Consider the following 20875-nt stretch of genomic DNA (forward strand, 5'->3'; position numbering starts at 1 on the left):
GCAGGCTCGCTCCCACATTGAATCTCAGTCGTACACATAGGTTGTGTTCAATGAAGATCAACTGTGGGAGCGAGCCTGCTCGCGATGGCGGCGGTCAATTCACCACAAACCTGCCAGGCTAGGCCTTGGCCCGAGCCTGCACCTGCGACGCCTCCCGGTTATCCAGCGCTCGCTCTACGAGCAACTGCACGCCATCGGCCAAGCGGCTGAGCGCCAGGACTACCGAGCGCCGGGTCCCGTCCACATCGTCCGCCAGGTCGGCAGCAATGGCGCTGATGGACAGCAGGTCTTCGGAGGCGTTGGCCAGAAGGGCTTCGGTGTCGATGTCGGGAGAAACGGTAAAGAGGTTGCCTTTGCGGCGTTTGGCCGGTTTTTCGGTGGCCGGGGGAAAGTAGTGGGCGAAGGCGCGGTCGGCGGCTTCTTTGAGTTTTTCGGCTTCGATGGATTCATCGGACAGGGTGCCAGAGTTTTCTGGCGGATTGGGCGTTACTTTGAACATGGGATTACTCGCTTTGATTGCAAGGAGGCTGACCTGATGTTCGCTTGCACGCGAATTAGGGTGGCAGCTATGTGCGGGGTGCAAGACCGAGTAAGCGATCCCAAAAACCTCGGCAGACCCGAAGGTCTCCCGCACACAGCCGCCATAAAGCAATCACAACAGGCATAGAAATGCCTGATGACTAGCCCGAAGCAGTGTTGGGAAATGCTTTTACCCGGACTTGCACGTCCGTGTCACCGATTATTCAGTGACAAAGCCAGACTAGACTTGGGCTAGGGTTGGAACAAGTTCACCAACACCGCTACAACTTGAAGGAAATCTCCGACGGGGCTACCGGACGTTGGTGTCTGTGGGGAAGGTCAAAAGATCGCAGCCTTCGGCAGCTCCTACGGAGCCGGGTTGGCCGCCGTTTCGGGTTGAAACACCGTCTGTAGGAGCTGCCGAAGGCTGCGATCTTTTAGCGCCCTCAAGGCTTGGACGACAAATCCGCCATCCCCTTGAGCAACTCGATCGGCAGCGGGAAGACGATGGTCGAACTCTTGTCCCCGGCAATCGAACTCAGCGTCTGCATGTAGCGCAACTGCATGGCCCCCGGCTGACGCCCGAGCATTTCGGCCGCCTGCATGAGTTTTTCCGAAGCCTGCAATTCGCCTTCGGCGTGGATCACTTTGGCCCGACGCTCCCGTTCGGCTTCGGCCTGTTTGGCAATGGCGCGGACCATCGATTCGTTGAGGTCCACGTGCTTGATCTCGACGGTGGCCACCTTGATACCCCAGGCATCGGTCTGCGCATCGAGCACTTGCTGGATGTCGACATTCAGCCGTTCCCGCTCGGCCAGCAATTCATCGAGTTCATGCTTGCCGAGCACCGCCCGCAACGTGGTCTGGGCCAGTTGGCTGGTGGCCATGAGAAAGTCTTCGACCTGAATGATCGCCCTTTGCGGGTCGAGCACGCGGAAATACAGCACCGCATTGACCTTGACCGAGACGTTGTCCCGGGTGATCACGTCTTGCGGCGGTATGTCGAGCACCACGGTCCGCAGGTCGACGCGGACCATTTGCTGAACCGCCGGAATCAGCAGGATCAGCCCAGGGCCCTTGACCTGCCAGAAGCGTCCGAGCTGGAACACCACGCCGCGTTCGTATTCGCGCAGGATGCGGAAGGTCGACCCCGCCAGTGCAATCAGCAATAACAGGAGCGCGGCAAAACCCAGTTGCAAGCCCATAACTATTCTCCACCCGGCGCCGCGTCAGCCGCAGCCACTTTCAGCAATAGACCCTTGCGCGCCACCACCCGGACCTGTTGTCCCGGTTGCAGCGGTGTGGCGCTCATTACTTGCCATTGTTCGCCTTGCAGGTGCACCCAGCCGACATACGCATTGCCAGCCTGCAACGACGTTATCGGTGTCACGCTGCCCAGCAATTCGGCGTCGCCGCTGAAATTGCGGCGCGGTCGGGTTTTCAAGGCGCGGATCAGCAGGAAAATCAGCAGCAGCGCGCTGATCAGCCCCAGGCCGATGATTAAGGGAACAGGCACTTCGGCATCGGTCAGAATCACCGCGCCGATCACGAACATCACAATGCCGCCCAAACCGACCACACCGAAATTGGGCAAGGCCGCTTCGGCGATCATAAACACGATGCCAAAGGTGATCAGCCAGATCCCGATGGGGTCGGGAACCAGCACTACGACGGTGTCCGCCGCGAAAACCGGTCCGCTCAAGGCCAGCAGCAGCGCAATTACACAGCAACGAATGTTCACTTGACCCTCCGGGAGAGTCATCCGTCCGCGAGCCGGTCGTGGCTCTGTATACAAGTCTAGTTGAGCCTGCGACTGTATGAATTTTGAGCAGTTGTCGACCGCGTCCGACGGGCGGATTTCCCGCCGGATCCCTCCAGCAGGCCTAGACTTTTAATGGAGAGAAAAAATTCTAACCATCGTCCGCCCTTCGCTGTTGCGGACACCGAGGTGCATCATGCGTATGGCAAGAACCGTGCAGAACAGCCTGGAAAAGGCGCACTGCGAATATGACATCGTTTCCCATCCGCACTCGGCCAGCAGCCTTGAAACGGCTCGGCTCGCAGGCATTCCCGCCGAACGGGTGGCCAAATCGGTGATCCTCGACGATCGCCACGGGCATTACTTGATGGCCGTGCTGCCCGCCAGCCGTCACCTGGACCTGAGCAAAGTACGTGGCAGCAGCGAATGGCAAGTCACCCGGGAAAGCAACCTGCCGCGCCTGTTCGACGATTGCGAACGCGGCGCCGTGCCCGCATTGGGCGAATCCTACGGGCTGGACATGGTCATCGACCCAATGCTGACCCGGCAGCAAGACATCTACCTCGAAGCCGGCAACCACAACAATCTGGTACACATGAGCGTGCCGGAATATTTGAAAATGGTGCCGCATGCCGAAGTGTGCGAGTTGAGTCAAACGGCATAGCATCGACATAACCGCCGTCATCGCGGGCAAGCCCGCTCCCACAGGGAAACGCAGTCAACTGTGGGAGCGAGCCTGCTCGCGATTGACCGCGCAGTGGTCACCCCATTCAGCCATCAAGAAGGAGCCCAACATGGAATCCCCTACCCACAGCCTCTCGTCCTTGTTCAAACAACTCGGCCTGCCTGACGACGCCGAAAGCATTGATAAATTCATCGCTACCCATTCACCGCTCAAACCCGAACTGCACCTGGCGGACGCGTTCTTCTGGAGCGAGAGCCAGGCGGAGCTGCTGCGTGAGGAGATTCTGGATGATGCGGATTGGGCGGAGGTGGTGGATCAGTTGGATGTGCTATTGAGGAAGGGGCGGGGGGTGTAAAAAAATCTGGAGAAAAATGGCGAAATGTAAAAAAAACTGGTGAGTGGTAAAAAAATCTGAGCTTTAATCGCCAAAGTGAATTTTTTCCATGGAAGCTCGCCATGTCTGTTGTTGGATACGCCTACCTGCGCGATGCGCTGAATCTCAAGGCCTTCGCGCCCAAACGCACGGCGACGATCAAGCCAGTCACTCGTATCACATTGATCGGTGATTGCCTGGCTGTTCCCCAGTCTGTGGCACCCATTCAGGGCTCAATGCTTGAGCATATTCTTTTTGCTCTCAAGCACGAAGGCATCAATCTCTGCATTCTTGCCCAGGCGCTTGAAACGGTTTCTGCTGAGCAACTACTGGATGAGTTGGCTAAAGCCCCGAATGGCGTGTTTATCCGCAAGGCCTGTTTCTTGTGGGAGAGCTTCACCGGCCAACAGCTTGAGTATTCGGTACCGGTGCGGGGCAGTGTTGTTACGCTATTTGATCCAAAACTCTACGTAACCGGCCCGGCCGTGCGTAATAGCCGCTGGCGCATTGATTTCAACGGCTTGGGTTCTCTGCGTTACTGCGCCACCGTGGAGCGAACGCCTGAACTCGAAACCCTGCTCAGTCTCGACATACTCGGCCGAGCCAAAGCTTTCATGGCGACGTTGCCCCCCGAAATGATGGACCGCGCCATCAACTGGGCTTACCTCCACGAAACTCGCGATTCCTTCGCCATCGAGAAAGAAGAACCCAGTGAAGAGAAATCTCGTCGTTTTGTTCAACTGCTGCGCCAGGCCCATGAAGGGCGCGAGCTGAGTGAAGACTATCTGGTTGAGCTGCAGAACAGCACCGTTTCCAACCCTTTCGACAAAGCTGTTCTGTTTCGCCACGAACAGAACCACCTGCATAACGGCTTGAGAGGCGCCGCCGGCGTCAGCTACGTCCCGCCCGCGCCGGACCTGTGCCGTGAACTGATGGAAGAACTGATGACCTTTTCCAATCAGTCTTCAAAACAGGTCGACCCATTGGTGGCGGCTGCAGTGACCGCATTTGGTTTCGTCTTCCTTCACCCGTTCATGGATGGCAATGGCCGGCTGTCACGTTTCCTGATCCACCAGACCCTTTGCCATTCCGGCGCGCTGGAAAATGGCCTTTTACTGCCTGTTTCCGTAGCGATGAAACACGAGGAGTCCAACTATCTGGCTGCCCTCAAGGATTTCTCACACCCCGCTCGCGATTTTTGGAATGTCACTTGGCTGGACGCTGATCAAATGGCTTTCGAATTCATTGGCCACCCATCCATTTATCGCTACTGGGACGCCACTCGTTGCGTCGAATTCACCCTGCAAATGGCCCGTCGTGCCTTGGAGGTTGAATTGCGGGAAGAGACCGAGTTTCTCGACCGGTACGACCGTGTAATCAAGGCGGTGAATCAACGTTTTGATGTGCGCGGGAGTGATCTGTCGAAGTTGGTGATGATGTGCCTGGACAATGACGGGAAGGTGTCAAAGCACCGGCGCAAGCAGTTTCAGTACAGCGTGCCGGAGGAGGTTTTTGAGTTTATTGAAGAAGAAGCCGGAAGGTTATTGACTGGTGTCTAGGCGTCAGACGTTCTTTACGGATTAGATTTGTTTCAAAACTTGACCAATTTTCCCCTCCAATGCCATATTGATAGTTAGCAAGCTAACAGTGTGTGCATCCCCTCGTGCCAAAGAACCTCGCCGCTCTCCAGATGACCATCAGCAGCTCCATAGTGGTGGCCGCCAGGCATTGGCGGAAGATCTGCCAGACCACGCTGGTCAACTATGGAATCTCCGAAGCCTGCGCCGTCCCGCTGTTGATGATCGGGCGTTTGGGCGAAGGTGTGCGGCAGGTGACGGTCGCGCAAGCGGCGGGGATGGAGAGTCCGTCTCTGGTGCGTTTGCTGGATCAGCTGTGCCATGCCGGTTACGTCTGCCGTACCGAAGACGTCCATGATCGCCGCGCCAAGTGCCTGAGCCTGACCGAGACCGGTCGCGAGCTGGTGCAGGCGGTCGAAGTCGAATTGGTGCGTTTGCGCCATGAAGTGCTCGAAGGGATCGCCCCGAGTGATCTGGAAGCGGCACTGCGGGTACTGAGAGCTTTCGAAGCGGCCAATCATCCAGCGGTGGCGCACCCTTGAGCGGATTTTTCACCGGCGTCCCCCCCGCGCGGGACTGGTTCTATGGTGTGCGCACGTTCGCCGCATCGATGATCGCGTTGTACATCGCCATGCTCATGCAAATGCCCCGTCCGTACTGGGCGATGGCTACGGTGTACATCGTTTCCAGCCCGTTCGTCGGCCCGACCAGCGCCAAGGCGCTGTACCGCGCAGTTGGCACTTTGCTCGGTGCGGCGGCGGCGGTTTTTTTCGTGCCGATGTTCGTGCAGAGCCCCTATGTGCTGGTGGTGGTCATCGCGCTGTGGACCGGGATTTTGCTGTTCCTGTCCCTGCACTTGCGCACCGCCAACAGCTACGCCTTGATGCTCGCCGGTTACACCTTGCCGCTGATCGCCCTGCCGGTGGTGGATAACCCGTTGGCGGTATGGGATATGGCCGAGGCGCGGACCGAAGAAATCTTTCTCGGCATCGCCGTTGCGGCGGTGGTCGGTGCCATGTTCTGGCCGCGACGGCTGGCGCCGGTGTTCAACGATTCGGTGAACAAATGGTTTGCCGATGCCTCGACCTACAGCCTGCGCTTCCTCAGCCGCAGCGTGCAGCCGGACGAAGTCAGCGCCCTGCGTTCATCGATGGTGGCGAGTTTCAACAGCCTGGAATTGATGATCGGTCAGTTGCCCCACGAGGGCGCGCGGCCGCAGACAGTGCGTAATACCAACGAACTGCGCGGGCGAATGATCCATCTGCTGCCGGTGATCGATGCCCTCGACGATGCGCTTTACGCCCTCGAGCGGCGCACGCCGGAGCTTGTGGATAAGTTCGCGCCACTGCTGATCGCGACCACCGAATGGCTCGACCACAAAGACGCTGACCTCGACCGCTGGCAGGCCCTGAAAAACCAGCTCGAAGCGCTGCAACCGAGTGCCGAGGCGCTGGATGATCGCAAGCAGTTGTTGTTCTCCAACGCCCTGTATCGCCTCGGCGAATGGATCGATGTATGGCAAGACTGCCGCAGCCTGCAATACGCCATTCAGTGCGAGAGCCAGGACAGTTGGCGCGCGGTGTATCGGCACTGGCGCCTCGGTCGGCTGTCGCCGTTTCTCGACCGTGGGCTGATGCTCTATTCAGCCGCGTCCACGGTCACTGCCATCATTGTCGCCTCGGTGCTGTGGATTCTGCTCGGCTGGACCGATGGCGGCAGCGCAGTGATCCTGGCGGCGGTGGCGTGCAGTTTTTTCGCTTCGATGGATGACCCGGCACCGCAGATCTACCGGTTCTTTTTCTGGACCGCGATGTCGGTGCTGTTTGCCAGCCTTTATCTGTTTCTGATCCTGCCGAACCTGCATGACTTCCCGATGCTGGTGCTGGCGTTCGCCATCCCGTTCATCTGCGTCGGCACCCTGACGGTGCAGCCGCGTTTCTACCTGGGGATGTTGCTGACCATCGTCAACACGTCGTCTTTCATCAGCATTCAGGGCGCCTACGACGCGGATTTTCTCAGCTTCGCCAACTCCAACCTGGCCGGTCCCATGGGTTTGCTGTTCGCGTTCATCTGGACCTTGATCGCCCGGCCATTCGGGGCGGAACTGGCGGCCAAGCGCCTGACCCGTTTCAGCTGGCGCGACATCGTCAGCCTGACCGAGCCGGCCACGCTGGCCGAACATCGGCACATGGGGGTGCAGATGCTCGATCGCCTGATGCAGCATTTGCCGCGTCTGGCCATGACCGGCCAGGACACCGGGATCGCCCTGCGGGAAGTGCGCGTGGCGCTGAATCTGCTGGACCTGCTCGCCTATTCGCCGCGAGTGCCCGGTGCGCCGCAAGTGCTGCTGCGCCAGGTGGTGGCCGAAGTCGGTGCGTACTTCAAGGCCTGTCTCAAGGCCGGTGAACGTCTGCCGGCTCCCAGTCCGTTGCTGATGACCCTCGACCGTACCCGCCGCGCCCTCGGCGGCCAAGGTGATGACGAAACCCGTCTGCATTTGCTGCACGCCTTGAGCGGCCTGCGTCTGGCGCTGTTGCCGGGGGTCGAATTTGTCGGCGCGGGTGAACTCGAGGAACCGCTTCCCCATGGCATCGATGGAGCGCCTTTATGATCGGTGATCTGGATATCAGCGGGGTGTTCCTGCCCACGCTGCTGGTGCTGATGGGCATTACCTACGTGTTGTTCCTGTTGGTGCACGGGGTGCTGACGCGTCTGCACTTTTACCGTCTGGTCTGGCACCGGGCATTGTTCAACGTGGCTCTCTACGCTGTGCTGCTTGGCGCTGTGGACTCACTCAGTCGATACCTGATGACATGAAAAAACCTTTTTTGACCCTCGGCCGTGTGGTCCTGACGCTGTTGATCGTGACCTTCGCCGTTGTCATGGTCTGGCGCATGGTCATGTATTACATGTTCGCGCCCTGGACCCGGGACGGCCACATCCGTGCCGATATCGTGCAGATCGCCCCGGACGTGTCGGGGCTGATCCAGCGAGTGGAGGTGCGTGATAACCAATGGGTGAAGCGCGGCCAAGTGCTGTTCAGCATCGATCAGGACCGTTTCAAACTGGCCCTGCGTCAGGCCATAGCCGCTGTCGCCGACCGCCAGGAAACCCTGGCCCAGGCTCAGCGCGAAGCCAAGCGAAACCGTGGCCTCGGCAATCTGGTCCCGGCCGAACAACTGGAGGAAAGCCAGTCCCGTGTGGCCCGCGCCGAAGTGGCGTTAATGGAAGCGCAGGTGACGGTGGACAGCGCCCAGCTCAACCTCGACCGCTCGCTGATCCGCAGCCCGGTGGATGGCTACGTCAACGACCGTGCGCCGCGTTCCCAGGAGTTCGTCACCGCCGGGCGGCCGGTGTTGTCGGTGGTGGACAGCAATTCCTTCCACATCGACGGTTATTTCGAAGAAACCAAACTGGACGGGATTCATGTCGGCCAGAGCGTCGATATTCGGGTCGTCGGCGACCGCGCTCGGCTGCGCGGGCACGTGGAAAGCATTGTCGCCGGCATCGAAGACCGCGATCGCAGCAGCGGCAGCAACCTGTTGCCCAACGTCAATCCGGCGTTCAGCTGGGTACGGTTGGCGCAGAGGATTCCGGTGCGGATTGCTTTCGACGAAGTGCCGGAGGATTTCCGCATGATTGCCGGGCGTACAGCCACGGTGTCGATCATTGACGATCAAACCGGGGAGCCGGCGAAATGAGCAGGGCCTCGGGTTTGGCGGTCGCCGGATTGGGCTTGTTGCTGTCGGCCTGTCAGGTGGTCGGGCCGGATTATCACTTGCCGAACGAGGCCGCCGTGCACCGTGAAGAATTTCAGGGTGATCTGGCGGTGAGCGGTAAAGATGTGGTCTCGGCACCGGTGCCCAGTGATTGGTGGCGCTTGTATCAGGACCCGCGTCTGGACCAATTGGTGCAGCAGGCCATGGCTTCCAACACCGATTTGCGGGTGGCGGCGGCGAATCTTTCGCGGGCTCGTGCTCAGGTCGACGAAGCGCAGGCGGCGGGGGGGTGGAGCGGCGGCGTGAAAGTCGGCGCCCAGCGTTTGCAGGAGTCCGGTGAGGCGTTCTTGCTGGCGGATAAAGTGCCGGTGGCCAACGTCGGCGATATCGGCATCACCACGTCCTATCAGTTCGACCTGTTCGGCACGTTACAGCGCGGCGTCGAAGCGGCCAAAGCCAATGCCGATGCGACTCAGGCGGCAGCGGACACTGCGCGCATCACGTTGGTGGCCGATGTGGTGCGGGCTTATACCCAGGTCTGTGCGGCCAACGAAGAGCGGGAGATTGCTCAGCATTCCCTCGATCTGCAAGCCCAAAGCACCACGCTGACCCAGCGCCTGCGCGATGCCGGGCGCGGCGATGAAACCCAGGTTACCCGTTCGCAAACCCAATTCAAATCCTTGCGCGCCGAATTGCCGCGCTATGAAGCGGCGCGTCAGGCCGGACTGTTTCGCTTGTCGATGCTGCTGGCCAAACCGGTCGAGCAATTGCCTGCGGGCACCAGCGACTGCGCTGAGCTGCCGAAAATTGCGCAATTGTTGCCGGTGGGTGACGGCGCCACGCTGCTCAAACGCCGGCCCGACGTGCGCCAGGCCGAGCGCCGATTGGCGGCGGCAACCGCTGGCATCGGCATTGCCACCGGCGAGTTGTACCCGGACATCAGCATCGGCGCGACCGTCGGTACCGTCGGCATTTTGGAAAACCTCGGCAAACCGGCGACCAATCGCTGGGGCTTCGGCCCGTTGCTGACCTGGACCGTACCGTCCAACGGCTCCCGCGCGCGAATCCGTGAGGCCGAGGCCGCGACCCAAGGCGCGCTGGCGCATTTCGATGGTGTGGTGCTCAACGCTATCCGCGAAGCTCAGACCGGCCTGGCGCAATATTCCGCGCAACTTCAGCGCCGCGATGCATTGGCTGACGCCGAGCAATCGGCGCAACTGGCGGCAGACCAGACCCACCGCTTCTTTCAGGCCGGTCGCGCGTCGTTCCTGGCGGATTTGCAAGCCACCCGCACCTACACCGATGTCCGGGCGCAACTGGCCTCGGCCAACACCCAAGTCGCCATGAGCCAGATCGATTTGTTCCTCGCTTTGGGCGGCGGCTGGGAAAGCGGACGAACGCAAGGCTCACAACCCGGCAAACCCTGAGGCCGTTGCTATGCTTTGAATTGATGGGGACGCGCGGCGAACCCGTCGAGCAAGGCTTGCGTTGGTCATGGGGATCTAATAATGAAAAACCCTTATGCTCCCGGCTTCTGGTGCGCCATTGCGGCATTGGTTTTGCTGTCGGCCACCTATTTCTACGGTGTCATGCTGGCCCACCAGCTCGACAAGGCGCTGATCTTCCTCGACAGCGTGGCGGCGCTGATCGCCGTGATGGCTATCGTGGTGGTCGCCTGGGCCTCGCTCCAGAACCAGCGCATCAAGAGACGACAACTCGAGCAAGGCAAAACCCTGGTGCTGATCTGGGACACCAAGGTGGCTTTGCGCCGGGTAGAAACGGTGTTTGACCGGTATTTCTGGGGCAGTTACTGGCAACCGGGGCGCACCTTCCAGGAAGTCATGGGCGAACTCACCGGCACGCCGCTGGAAAAAAGCCTCGAAACCTTGAAGAAACAGTGCCTGGCGCTGGACAAGCAAGTACCCGACGAGGGGTGGCACTGGCTCAACAATGCCCGAGAACTGTCTGATGTCGCCAACGCCATGGCTCGCGAGCGTTATCAGCTGGACTTCTGCGACCCGCGGGCGGAAGTGACCGGCGGGGCGGTGATCAATCGGGATTTTGAAGTGCTGGTGTATACGTGGACCGCGCGGTTGAAAAGCTTTGATCATCAGCTTGATGAGATCGAGGTTCAGTATTCCTGATCCAGTGTTGGCGGGACTGATGCCTTCGCGAGCAAGCCCGCTCCCACATGGGGGGCGGTGTTTTAACGGCGTCGTTCCAGCGAGTAAACAAACGGCGCAACGATTTCGATGGAACCGTTGTTCAGCATGTCGGCCGGTGGCTTGGGCAGCGGTTGGGCGCGGCGGATCATTTCCAGGGTGGCCCGGTCCAGATCGGCGTTGCCGGAGCGGCCCACCAGTTCGAACGACAACACGTTACCTTCGGCATCCACTACGAAGCGCAGACGGTTCAAGCCTTCCTTGCCCCGCTGCTGTGCACTGGCCGGGTACTTTTTGTACTTGGCCAGGTGCGCGAGCAGGGTGCCTTGCCAGCTGGCCTTGGCAGCTTGTTGCGCCGGTGATGGGCCGGGTGCCGGCTGAGCGGATTTCTCCGTCGGTGCCTGGGTCGGTTGCGCGTCGCTCGGTTTTTCCTCGGAAGGCTTTTCCTTCGGCGGCTCCGGCTTTTTCTCCACAGGCTTGGGCGGTTGAGGCTTCGGCTTGGGTTTGACCGGCTTGGGCACGGCAATCTCGGCCTTCGGCGCTTCAGCGAGTTTCGGCAGCGGCAGTTCTTCCACCGGGGCCGGTGGCTGCGGTGGCGTGATCACCTTTGGCGGTGCGGGCGGTGGCGGGGCTGGAAGCGGCGCCAGTTCGACCATCATCGCTTGCGGTGGCAGCTCGATCGGCGGGCGCGACGTCCAGTTCAGCGCCAGCGCAATGGCCAGCGCATGGATGCCCAGCACCACGGCCAGGCTCGCGCTGTAACGCGTCAGCTTTTGGCGCATGTTGATCATTTCTTGGCTGCCGTCTCGAGTCCGACCAGGCCGACCTTCAGGTAACCGGCGGCGCGCAGGGCGTCCATCACGCTCATCAGGTCGCCGTAGTCCACGCCTTTGTCAGCCTGGAAGAAGATCGTCGTGTCTTTCTTGCCCCGGGTCTTGGCGTCGAGTGTGGCGCCGAGGGCTTCGGCCTTCACTTCGTCTTCGCCGAGGAACAGGCGCTGGTCAGCTTTCACGCTGAGGAACACCGGTTTTTCTGGCCGAGGCGCCGGTTTGGCGGTGGAGGCGGGCAGGTCGACCTTGATGTCCACGGTGGCCAGCGGCGCCGCCACCATGAAGATGATCAACAGCACCAGCATCACGTCGATGAACGGCGTGACATTGATTTCGTGGTTCTCGGCCAGATCGTCGTCTGCGCCTTCTTTCAAATGCAGGCCCATGGTCGATTACCCCACTTTCACCATGTGCGGTTGCGAGATGCGCTCGGGCGGCAGGTGGTCGAGGTCACGGCTGACCAGCAGCAGGACTTCTGCCGAGGCATCGGACACTTGCGCTTTGTAACCGGCGATGGAGCGGGCGAAGACGTTGTAGATGACCACCGCAGGAATCGCTGCAACCAGACCCAGCGCGGTCGCCAACAGGGCTTCGGCGATGCCGGGGGCCACGACGGCGAGGTTGGTGGTCTGGGTTTTGGCGATGCCGATGAAACTGTTCATGATGCCCCACACGGTGCCGAACAGGCCGACGAACGGTGCGGTGGAACCGATGGTGGCGAGCACGCCGGTGCCGCTGCTCATGTTGCGACCGCAGGCGGCAACCAGGCGCTCCAGACGAAAGCTCACACGTTCCTTGATGCCTTCTTTTTCGCGGCTGTTGGCCGACAGGCGCATTTCTTCCAGCGCGTCGTGAACCAGCAGGTTGGCGAGTGTGCCTTCCTTGGCCGCCGTCGCGCTGGCTTCTTTAAGGGTGGCGGCTTTTTTCAGGTGGGCGATTTCAACACGCAGACGACGCTTGGCGCCGATCAACTCGAAGCCCTTGGCGATCCAGATAGTCCAGGTGATGATCGAGGCGATGGCCAGGCCGATCATCACGATCTTCACGATAATGTCGGCGTTCTGGTACATGCCCCACGGCGACAGGTCATGGGCCATGCCCAGCGAGTTGTCGGCTTCGAGGACTTCCGACACGTCAGCAGCGTCTACGGCCTGAGCCGGGTCGGTCGCGGCAGGTGCGGTTTGAACGGCTGGTGTCTGAGCGGCGGCAGGCTGTGTGGCTGGCGCTTGTGCATCGGCGAATGCGGCGGTCGGCGCCAGCATCAGGCTGAGCAACAGGGCGGCCACCGCACTCCAGGCGCGAGGTCGTTTGGTTGGCGAAGCGGGGAATTGATTGCGTGTCATGCTGGCCGGACCTGAGAGGAAAAGACGGTAAGTGTTCTTCCAGGCCTCGTGAGGCCGAGAACAAAAGTGGCGTGCATTATTGCAAGTAATTCTTGTTAACAAAAGTAATAGAGTATCTTTTTTTACTTCATTGCTAGCCGCTCGTCCCTTGCCGGCGCTAGTCTGTGGCTTTCCGATAGGAGTTTTCTGATGTCCGCGCCTTCTGTTTTGATCGCCGGCTGCGGTGATGTCGGCAGTCGTCTGGCCACGCAATTGCTGAATTCAGGGTGGGAGGTTCACGGTTTGCGGCGTGACGTCTCACGCTTGCCCCAAGGGGTGATTGGCGTTGCCGGTGACTTGTTCAATAAAGACTGCCCGCCGACCTGGCCAATCGGCGCGGTGGATTACCTGGTGTATTGCGCGGCGGCTACCGATCACGATGAGGCCGGATACCGCGCCGCTTATATTCAGGGTTTGCAACACGTGCTGGAATGGCTGGGGGACTACGGGCAAGTGCCCAATCGGCTGCTATTCGTTTCCAGCAGCAGCGTTTACGGTCAGCAAGAGGGCGAGTGGGTCGACGAGAACTCGCCGACCGTGGCGGCTGGCTATTCAGGGCGTGTGATGCTGGAGGCCGAGCAAGTGGCGCGTGATAGCGGCATTCCGGCCAGCATCGTGCGCCTGACCGGCATTTATGGTCCGGGCCGAGAGTGGCTGCTGACCCAGGTCCGTCGCGGTTATCGCGTGGCGATCGATCCACCGTTGTACGCCAACCGCATTCACGTCGATGACGCTGCGGGGTTGCTGGCGTTTCTGCTTGAGGAGGATCGGCGTGGGGTGACGCTGGATGATGACTATATAGGCGTCGACGATGCGCCCGCGTCATTGGCGGAGGTGGTGGGCTGGTTGCGTGAGTATCTGGGTGTGACCGAATGGGCCGAGGATGCGAGTGTGCGTCGTGCCGGCAGCAAGCGCTGCAGCAATGCCCGGGCGAAGGCGTTGGGTTGGAAACCAAAATATCCGAGTTTCCGCGAAGGCTACGCTGCGATCCTCGAAGGTCGCTGCTGAAATCCGGTTACACACTACAACTGTGGGAGCGGGCTTGCCCGCGATGGCGGTGTAACAGTCAACCTGGATGTTGAATGTTATGGCCTCATCGCGGACAAGCCCGCTCCCACAGGGTTATCTGTTGGCTTCAGATTCGGGTTACTGCTTTTCCAGCAACCATTTGCGATCACCCGGCGTAAACGAAGGCATTTCGTCCGCCAGTGCGGTATTCACGGTCTGGAAAATCTCCAGTTCCTTGCCCTTGCGCGCAAAGATCCAGGTATTGCCCTGGCCGTTCACCTGCAGCCAGATGTTGTCGTGGCCGCCACTCATCGACGCGCAATCGCCTGCCAGGCACAGAGCATAACGATCGGTACCCGGAAGACCGGCAACCTGGCCATCGGCCTGGAACTGCACGGTGTTGCCTTCGCCGGGGCCGCTGAGGATTTTCCAGCTGCCGCCCATATAAGCCGAATACAGCGCCCGCTCGAAACTCGCGCCAATCGGTGCGCCGTCCGGCACCTGGACCGATGCGCGGTCGAAGACTTGCTCCGGCTCGTTGTCGTTGGCGGCCTGGCTCAGTTGCTTGCCGTCACGCTTCAGCTCGCTGGCGGAGCTGCCATAAAAGTCGATTTTCCAGGCGCCGGACTGTTCGCCCAGCAGCTTGCCTTCGACGTTTTCAAAACCATTGGTGTAGCGGGCCTGACCGGCCTTGGTGTTGACGTCCCATTCCAGGTTCGGGCCATAGGCCTGGAGCGCTTCACGCAGGGGGCCGCCTTTGGATGCAGCATCGATCGCCACCTGATTGATCCAGGTGCCGCTGATATCACGGTCGGCAGGGTTGCTGGCACATCCGCCCAAGAGTAGGGCGACCAGCGAGAGAACTAGCGCTTGGCGCATGGTGGAATCCTTTCAGAACCCTTTTTACAAGATCAGTCGGCGCAGCCTCGCAAGGCTGCGCCGCACGTTTACTCGATGACCAGAATGGCATCCATTTCAACCTGCGCACCCTTTGGCAGGGCCGCTACGCCGATGGCGGCGCGGGCCGGGTATGGCTGGTCGAAGTACTTGCCCATGATCTCGTTAACCTTGGCGAAGTGGCTCAGGTCGGTGAGGAAGATGTTCAGTTTGACGATGTCCTTGAACGAACCACCGGCCGCTTCAGCCACGGCTTTGAGGTTCTCGAACACCTGGACGGTCTGGGCTTCGAAGCCTTCGACCAGTTCCATGGTTTTTGGGTCCAGAGGAATCTGACCCGACATGTAAACGGTGTTGCCAGCCTTGATCGCCTGGGAGTAAGTACCGATGGCGGCCGGGGCCTTGTCGCTGTTGATAACGGTCTTGGTCATGTAAGACTCCTTGTGAAGGGTGGGCTACGCGCGCATGCGGGTGATGCGGATCACGCCGGTCAGGGCGCGCAGTTTCTTGATCACGCGGGCCAGGTGCACACGGTCGTGCACACTGACCACCAGTTGGACCACGCTGATACGACCGTCGCGTTCGTCCATGCTGATTTTTTCGATATTGCCGTCGGCCGCGTTGACGCTGCTGGCCAGCAGGGCGATCAGGCCGCGCTGGTGTTCCAGTTCGACGCGCAGCTCGACGTTGAATTCGCCGGTGACATCCTTGGCCCACGAGAGCTGGATGCATTTTTCCGGGTTATGGCGGATTTCGCTGATGTTGCGGCAGTTGTCCAGGTGCACCACCATCCCTTTGCCGGCGGACAGATGGCCGACAATCGGGTCGCCCGGGATCGGCGTGCAACACTTGGCGTAACTGAGCACCAGACCTTCGGTGCCACGAATCGCCAGCGGACCTTCTGGGCTCGGCAGCTGTTCGCCTTCGCCCAGCAGACGACGGGCGACCACGTAAGCCATGCGATTACCCAGGCCGATGTCTTCGAGCAGGTCTTCGATCAGTTCGAGGCGGTATTCGTGGAGCATCAACTGCACGCGCTCGGCCGGAACTTTTTCCAGGGAGCTGTCGAAACCGTTGAGCACCTTGTTCAGCAGGCGTTCGCCGAGGCTGATGGATTCGGAGCGGCGTTGCAGTTTCAGCGCATGGCGGATGTGGGTCCGCGCTTTGCCGGTGACCACGAAGTTGAGCCATGCCGGGTTCGGCCGCGCGCCAGGGGCGCTGACGATCTCGACCGTGGAGCCGCTTTGCAGCGGTTCGGACAGCGGCGCGAGACGACGGTTGATCCGGCAGGCAATGCAGCTGTTGCCCACGTCGGTGTGCACCGCGTAAGCGAAGTCGACCGCCGTGGAGCCTTTGGGCAGCTCCATGATCCGGCCCTTGGGCGTGAACACGTAGACCTCGTCCGGGAACAGGTCGATCTTCACGCTCTCGATGAATTCCAGCGAGTTGCCGGCCCGTTGCTGCATTTCCAGCACGCCTTTGACCCACTGGCGGGCGCGGGCATGGGTGCCTTTGGGCTGCTCGTCGCCGCTGGATTTGTACAGCCAGTGGGCGGCGATGCCGTTGTTGGCCATCTCTTCCATTTCACGGGTGCGGATCTGGATCTCGATCGGTACACCGTGCATGCCGAACAGCGTGGTATGCAGCGACTGGTAGCCGTTGGCCTTGGGGATCGCGATGTAATCCTTGAAGCGCCCCGGCAACGGTTTGTACAAATTATGTACGGCACCCAGCACGCGGTAGCAGGTATCGACCTTGTCGACGATGATCCGGAACGCGTAGACGTCCATGATCTCGTTGAAGGCTCGACGCTTGCCGCGCATTTTCTTGTAGATGCCGTAGAGGTGTTTCTGACGACCGCTGACCTCGCCCTGAATGCCGTCGATGGCCAGGCAGTGGCTGAGGGACTCTTCGATCTTGTTGACGATTTCCTTGCGGTTGCCCCGGGCGCGCTTGACCGCCTGGTTGATCCGCGCGGAACGCATCGGGTGCATCGCCTTGAAGCCGAGGTCTTCGAACTCTATGCGGATGGCGTGCATGCCCAGCCGGTTGGCGATGGGTGCATAGATTTCCAGGGTTTCCTTGGCGATCCGTCGACGTTTTTCGCCGGACAGTACTTCCAGGGTGCGCATGTTGTGCAGGCGGTCGGCCAGTTTGACCAGGATCACGCGAATGTCGCGCGCCATGGCCATGGCCATTTTCTGGAAGTTTTCGGCCTGGGCTTCGGCTTTGGTCTCGAAGTTCATCTGGGTCAGTTTGCTGACCCCGTCGACCAGTTCGGCCACGGTTTCGCCGAACTGCGCTTGCAGCGCTTCCTTGGCAATACCGGTGTCTTCGATCACGTCATGCAGCATCGCAGCCATCAGGCTCTGATGGTCCATGTGCATGTCGGCAAGAATATTCGCAACCGCGAGTGGGTGCGTGACGTACGCCTCACCGCTACGGCGGCGTTGGCCGTCATGGGCTTGTTCGGCGTAGAAGTACGCTCGGCGGACCAGATTGACCTGGTCCTTGCCGAGGTAGGTCGATAAGCGATCGGCGAGGGCGTCTATGCTCGGCATGATAATTCCTGCCGTTTGCTATGACCCCGCGCCGTGCTACGTCGACCAGGCATGACCTTATACTGCCTCGTTGGACTCGTCCTCGAACGCTGCGAACAGCGGTTCGTCTTCGACGATTTCAGCGTTGGCGATGAACTCGTAGCTCATCAGGCCTTCAGCGATTTCACGCAGCGCTACAACAGTAGGCTTGTCGTTTTCCCACTGAACCAGGGGCTCTTTGCCACCGGTGGCCAGTTGACGGGCACGCTTGGTAGAGAGCATGACCAGCTCAAAGCGGTTTTCCACGTGTTCTAGGCAGTCTTCAACGGTTACGCGGGCCATGGTATTCCTCGGAGCGAATGCAATATGCGCGCTGCCCGGTTGGGCGAGCGGACTCAACAGTTTAAAAAATCACCAGCGATTAGGGAAGCGCTGATTTTTTGACCAGGCTCTTCAACGCGCTATAAGTGCCAATGTAAAGCCCTTGCAGCGGTTTTGGGAAGAGCTGTTTAGCCAAGCAATTCAGCCAATAACTTGCCATGACGCTGCTGCTGACGCTTCTGATGCAGCTGATTGGCGCGGAAAATCGCCTTCAGATCGTCCAGTGCGTGGGAAAAATCGTCGTTGATGATCAGGTAGTCATAGTCGACGTAGTGGCTCATCTCGCTGACGGCTTCGCGCATCCGGCCGTCAATGATCTCGTCGCTGTCCTGGCCTCGATTGGTCAGGCGCTGGTGCAAGGCCTCCAGGGACGGCGGTAGAATGAAAATCGAGCGGGCTTGCGGCATCAACTTGCGCACTTGCTCTGCACCCTGCCAGTCGATTTCCAGAATCAGGTCATGGCCCGCGTCCAGTGTCTGCTGCAGGTGGCTTTGGGACGTACCGTAGAGATTGCCGAACACTTCGGCGCGCTCGAGGAAGTCACCATGCTCGCCCATCTTCACGAACGCTTCACGCGAGACGAAGTGATAGTTCACGCCGTTCACTTCACCTGGGCGCATGGCGCGGGTGGTGTGGGAGACCGAGACGCGGATCGCCGGATCAGTATCGGTCAGGGCTTTGACCAGGCTGCTCTTGCCCGCGCCCGAAGGCGCAGAAATGATGTATAGGGTGCCGGTGCTGTGGGTCATGTCGGGTTTGCCTTACTCAATATTCTGCACTTGTTCGCGCATCTGCTCGATCAACACTTTGAGGTTGACCGCCGCCTGTGTGCTGCGCGGGTCGAAGGCTTTGGAGCCCAGTGTGTTGGCTTCGCGGTTGAGCTCCTGCATCAGGAAGTCCAGGCGCCGACCGGCGGCGCCACCGGATTTGAGTACCCGACGAACTTCGATGATGTGAGTGCTCAGACGATCCAGTTCTTCGGCGACGTCGCTCTTTTGCGCGAGCATGACCATTTCCTGTTCCAGTCGCTGCGGGTCGAGGTCGGCCTTCATGTCGGTGAAACGGTCGAGGACTTTCTGGCGCTGGGTGGCAAGCATTTGCGGGACCAGTTCACGCAGGGTCACCACATCTTCCTCGATGGACGTCAGGCGCTCGTTGATCAACCGCGCCAGCTCTGCGCCTTCGCGCTCGCGGCCGGCCTTGAGTTCCTTCAGACCCAGGTTGAACAGCGCCAGGGCTTCGGCATTCAGCGCTTGCGGATCGGCGGCATCGGCCACCAGCACGCCGGGCCAGGCCAGGACTTCCAGCGGGTTCAGCGCGGCCGGGTTCTTGATCAGGCTGGCGACCGTCTCGGCGGCAGCGACCAGTTGAGCGGCGCGTTCGCGATCCACCTGCAACGGTTTACCGGTGCTTTCTTCGGTAAAGCGCAGGGTGCATTCGAGCTTGCCTCGGGAAATTCCCTGGCGCAGGGCTTCGCGGACCGCGCCCTCGAGGTCGCGGAATGATTCCGGCAGGCGCAGATGGGGTTCCAGGTAGCGGCTGTTGACCGAGCGCAGCTCCCAGCTCAGGGTGCCCTGGACGCCGGCTTTCTCGACGCGGGCGAAGGCGGTCATGCTGTGCACCATGGAGGTACCTCGCAATGCAGGTCGTCGCGTAACCAGAGTTTCGCGGACCCGCTATCTGTGAATTAAAGCCGACAGGCAGCAAAGGCGCAGGATTGTAGCGCAGTGGGGCGGATGCGCCCAAACACACGCTGTGACAAAGAGCTGCAGGCCGTCGGCTACGCTCTATTCAGGGCTTCAATCGTCGGGCGATTTTTTTAGAAGTGCCCAGTCGCGGCCCACGGCTCTATAATGCTCGGCAGTTTTCCGTCCCCCGTACAGGTAATCCCTATGAAACGTCCAAGTGGTCGCGCTGCCGATCAGCTCCGCTCGATCCGCATTACCCGCAACTACACCAAACACGCCGAGGGTTCTGTGCTGGTCGAGTTCGGTGATACCAAGGTCATCTGCACCGTCAGCGTCGAGAACGGCGTGCCGCGTTTCCTCAAAGGTCAGGGCCAGGGCTGGTTGACCGCTGAATACGGCATGCTGCCGCGCGCCACCGGCGAGCGTAACCAGCGTGAAGCGAGCCGTGGCAAGCAAGGTGGCCGCACTCTGGAAATCCAGCGGCTGATTGGCCGCTCCCTGCGCGCTGCGCTGGACATGTCCAAGCTGGGCGACATCACCTTGTACGTCGACTGCGACGTGATCCAGGCTGACGGCGGTACCCGCACCGCGTCCATCACTGGCGCCATGGTTGCACTGGTCGATGCCTTGAAAGTGATCAAGAAGCGTGGCGGCCTCAAAGGTGGCGACCCGCTCAAGCAAATGATCGCTGCCGTGTCGGTGGGCATGTACCAGGGCGAGCCTGTGCTTGACCTCGACTACCTGGAAGACTCGGCGGCCGAGACTGACCTTAACGTGGTGATGACCAGCACGGGTGGCTTCATCGAAGTTCAGGGCACTGCCGAAGGCGCGCCGTTCCAGCCGGAAGAGCTGAACGCGATGCTGGCACTGGCGAAGAAAGGCATGATCGAGATTTTCGAACTGCAGAAGGCTGCACTGGCCGACTGATTGTTTTGACGTCCGGCAAAGGAGAGCGCCATGAGTGATGAACAGCAGTTGCTCCCCGCCCCGAGCCCCGAGGCTCGCCAGTGGGCGATGTTTTGTCACCTCTCGGCGTTTCTCGGAGTCTGGTTTCCGCTCGGTCACCTGATCGGGCCGCTGATACTCTGGCAGTGGAAGCGTGAAACCGATCCGTTCATTGACGCCCAGGGCAAAGAAGCGCTGAACTTTCAGATCACCGTGGCGCTGGTCTCGGGCATCTGTTACCTGCTGATGCTGGTGTTGATCGGCTTTGTGCTGCTGCCGTTGGTGCTGATCGGGGCGATGGTGCTGTGCATCATTGCCGGGCTCAAGGCCAATGACGGGGTGCCTTACCGCTATCCCTTCACTTGGCGGTTGGTGACATAAATACACCGCTGATCCCCTGTGGGAGCGGG

Annotated in this window: 24 protein-coding genes; 12 read left to right on the forward strand and 12 right to left on the reverse strand. The window is 60.3% G+C overall.

The window, feature by feature from the left end; all coding sequences use genetic code 11:
• Positions 1–118: 118 nt before the first annotated feature.
• The 3 genes from AACY49_RS26115 to AACY49_RS26125 form a co-directional block, all read right to left on the reverse strand.
• On the reverse strand, positions 119–499 hold the full coding sequence (locus tag AACY49_RS26115) for a DUF6124 family protein (protein ID WP_339527304.1): 381 nt from the start codon (positions 497–499) through the stop codon (positions 119–121).
• 466 nt (positions 500–965) lie between these two features.
• Complete coding sequence (locus AACY49_RS26120; RefSeq protein ID WP_258698461.1) at positions 966–1724, reverse strand: slipin family protein; 759 nt, start codon at positions 1722–1724, stop codon at positions 966–968.
• Positions 1725–1726: 2 nt separating this feature from the next.
• Positions 1727–2260 carry an NfeD family protein gene (locus tag AACY49_RS26125; RefSeq protein ID WP_258698462.1) on the reverse strand — a complete coding sequence of 178 codons (534 nt, stop codon included), beginning with the start codon at positions 2258–2260 and terminating at the stop codon, positions 1727–1729.
• Positions 2261–2474: 214 nt separating this feature from the next.
• On the opposite strand from AACY49_RS26125, the gene AACY49_RS26130 reads away from it, so the two are divergent.
• The 9 genes from AACY49_RS26130 to AACY49_RS26170 all read left to right on the forward strand — a co-directional run bounded on the left by AACY49_RS26130 (position 2475) and on the right by AACY49_RS26170 (position 10776).
• Positions 2475–2942, forward strand: a complete 468-nt coding sequence (locus tag AACY49_RS26130) for an aminoacyl-tRNA deacylase (protein WP_258698463.1) — start codon at positions 2475–2477, stop codon at positions 2940–2942.
• A 130-nt stretch (positions 2943–3072) separates the two neighbouring features.
• Entirely contained in the window at positions 3073–3318 is a 246-nt protein-coding gene (locus AACY49_RS26135; RefSeq protein WP_258698464.1) for a DUF2789 domain-containing protein, read from the forward strand.
• Positions 3319–3419: 101 nt separating this feature from the next.
• Positions 3420–4895 (forward strand): Fic family protein, encoded by a 1476-nt coding sequence (locus AACY49_RS26140; protein ID WP_339527305.1) that lies wholly within the window; start codon positions 3420–3422, stop codon positions 4893–4895.
• A gap of 131 nt (positions 4896–5026) precedes the next feature.
• Positions 5027–5455, forward strand: coding sequence for a MarR family winged helix-turn-helix transcriptional regulator (locus AACY49_RS26145; RefSeq protein WP_320394466.1), 429 nt, complete (start codon positions 5027–5029; stop codon positions 5453–5455).
• The gene (locus AACY49_RS26150) at positions 5452–7524 is read left to right on the forward strand and encodes an FUSC family protein (protein WP_339527306.1); all 2073 of its coding nucleotides are present in this window, start codon (positions 5452–5454) and stop codon (positions 7522–7524) included. The genes AACY49_RS26145 and AACY49_RS26150 overlap by 4 nt, the downstream gene beginning before the upstream one ends.
• The gene (locus AACY49_RS26155; protein WP_018929385.1) at positions 7521–7730 is read left to right on the forward strand and encodes a DUF1656 domain-containing protein; all 210 of its coding nucleotides are present in this window, start codon (positions 7521–7523) and stop codon (positions 7728–7730) included. The genes AACY49_RS26150 and AACY49_RS26155 overlap by 4 nt, the downstream gene beginning before the upstream one ends.
• A complete protein-coding gene (locus tag AACY49_RS26160) occupies positions 7727–8614 on the forward strand; it encodes an HlyD family secretion protein (protein ID WP_339527307.1) in 888 nt (295 codons plus the stop codon). Before AACY49_RS26155 ends, AACY49_RS26160 begins: the two co-directional genes overlap by 4 nt.
• On the forward strand, positions 8611–10059 hold the full coding sequence (locus AACY49_RS26165) for an efflux transporter outer membrane subunit (RefSeq protein ID WP_339527308.1): 1449 nt from the start codon (positions 8611–8613) through the stop codon (positions 10057–10059). The genes AACY49_RS26160 and AACY49_RS26165 overlap by 4 nt, the downstream gene beginning before the upstream one ends.
• An 81-nt stretch (positions 10060–10140) precedes the next feature.
• Positions 10141–10776: an NADH:ubiquinone oxidoreductase subunit N gene (locus tag AACY49_RS26170; protein ID WP_258698469.1), complete on the forward strand. Its 636-nt coding sequence runs from the start codon at positions 10141–10143 to the stop codon at positions 10774–10776.
• 62 nt (positions 10777–10838) lie between these two features.
• On the opposite strand, the gene AACY49_RS26175 is transcribed toward AACY49_RS26170, so the two are convergent.
• From AACY49_RS26175 to exbB, 3 genes are read right to left on the reverse strand one after another with little or no spacing between them, the layout of a single operon-like run.
• The gene (locus tag AACY49_RS26175) at positions 10839–11585 is read right to left on the reverse strand and encodes an energy transducer TonB family protein (RefSeq protein WP_320392904.1); all 747 of its coding nucleotides are present in this window, start codon (positions 11583–11585) and stop codon (positions 10839–10841) included.
• Positions 11582–12010: a TonB system transport protein ExbD gene (gene exbD, locus AACY49_RS26180; RefSeq protein ID WP_258698471.1), complete on the reverse strand. Its 429-nt coding sequence runs from the start codon at positions 12008–12010 to the stop codon at positions 11582–11584. The genes AACY49_RS26175 and exbD overlap by 4 nt, the downstream gene beginning before the upstream one ends.
• 6 nt (positions 12011–12016) lie before the next feature.
• Positions 12017–12967 (reverse strand): tonB-system energizer ExbB, encoded by a 951-nt coding sequence (gene exbB / locus AACY49_RS26185; RefSeq protein ID WP_339527309.1) that lies wholly within the window; start codon positions 12965–12967, stop codon positions 12017–12019.
• 189 nt (positions 12968–13156) lie between these two features.
• On the opposite strand from exbB, the gene AACY49_RS26190 reads away from it, so the two are divergent.
• Positions 13157–14014 (forward strand): SDR family oxidoreductase, encoded by an 858-nt coding sequence (locus AACY49_RS26190; RefSeq protein WP_320392906.1) that lies wholly within the window; start codon positions 13157–13159, stop codon positions 14012–14014.
• A gap of 138 nt (positions 14015–14152) precedes the next feature.
• Here AACY49_RS26190 and AACY49_RS26195 read toward each other — a convergent pair whose 3' ends face one another.
• From AACY49_RS26195 to AACY49_RS26220, 6 genes are all read right to left on the reverse strand, one after another.
• Complete coding sequence (locus tag AACY49_RS26195; protein WP_258698474.1) at positions 14153–14893, reverse strand: hypothetical protein; 741 nt, start codon at positions 14891–14893, stop codon at positions 14153–14155.
• Between the two features lie 68 nt (positions 14894–14961).
• Positions 14962–15342, reverse strand: a complete 381-nt coding sequence (locus tag AACY49_RS26200) for a RidA family protein (RefSeq protein WP_253546077.1) — start codon at positions 15340–15342, stop codon at positions 14962–14964.
• 24 nt (positions 15343–15366) lie between these two features.
• Complete coding sequence (gene spoT, locus AACY49_RS26205) at positions 15367–17472, reverse strand: bifunctional GTP diphosphokinase/guanosine-3',5'-bis pyrophosphate 3'-pyrophosphohydrolase (protein WP_007934594.1); 2106 nt, start codon at positions 17470–17472, stop codon at positions 15367–15369.
• A 57-nt stretch (positions 17473–17529) separates the two neighbouring features.
• Positions 17530–17793 (reverse strand): DNA-directed RNA polymerase subunit omega, encoded by a 264-nt coding sequence (rpoZ, locus tag AACY49_RS26210; RefSeq protein ID WP_003177259.1) that lies wholly within the window; start codon positions 17791–17793, stop codon positions 17530–17532.
• Positions 17794–17960: 167 nt separating this feature from the next.
• On the reverse strand, positions 17961–18581 hold the full coding sequence (gene gmk / locus AACY49_RS26215; protein WP_223490371.1) for a guanylate kinase: 621 nt from the start codon (positions 18579–18581) through the stop codon (positions 17961–17963).
• A 12-nt stretch (positions 18582–18593) separates the two neighbouring features.
• Entirely contained in the window at positions 18594–19457 is an 864-nt protein-coding gene (locus tag AACY49_RS26220) for a YicC/YloC family endoribonuclease (protein WP_258698476.1), read from the reverse strand.
• A gap of 267 nt (positions 19458–19724) precedes the next feature.
• On the opposite strand from AACY49_RS26220, the gene rph reads away from it, so the two are divergent.
• Positions 19725–20447 carry a ribonuclease PH gene (gene rph, locus AACY49_RS26225; protein WP_258698477.1) on the forward strand — a complete coding sequence of 241 codons (723 nt, stop codon included), beginning with the start codon at positions 19725–19727 and terminating at the stop codon, positions 20445–20447.
• Between the two features lie 30 nt (positions 20448–20477).
• Positions 20478–20846, forward strand: a complete 369-nt coding sequence (locus tag AACY49_RS26230; RefSeq protein WP_339527310.1) for a DUF4870 domain-containing protein — start codon at positions 20478–20480, stop codon at positions 20844–20846.
• The last annotated feature ends 29 nt before the right edge of the window (positions 20847–20875 follow it).

Origin of the sequence: Pseudomonas sp. EL_65y_Pfl2_R96, assembly GCF_963970905.1 — a bacterium.
Classification (GTDB): Bacteria; Pseudomonadota; Gammaproteobacteria; order Pseudomonadales; family Pseudomonadaceae; genus Aquipseudomonas.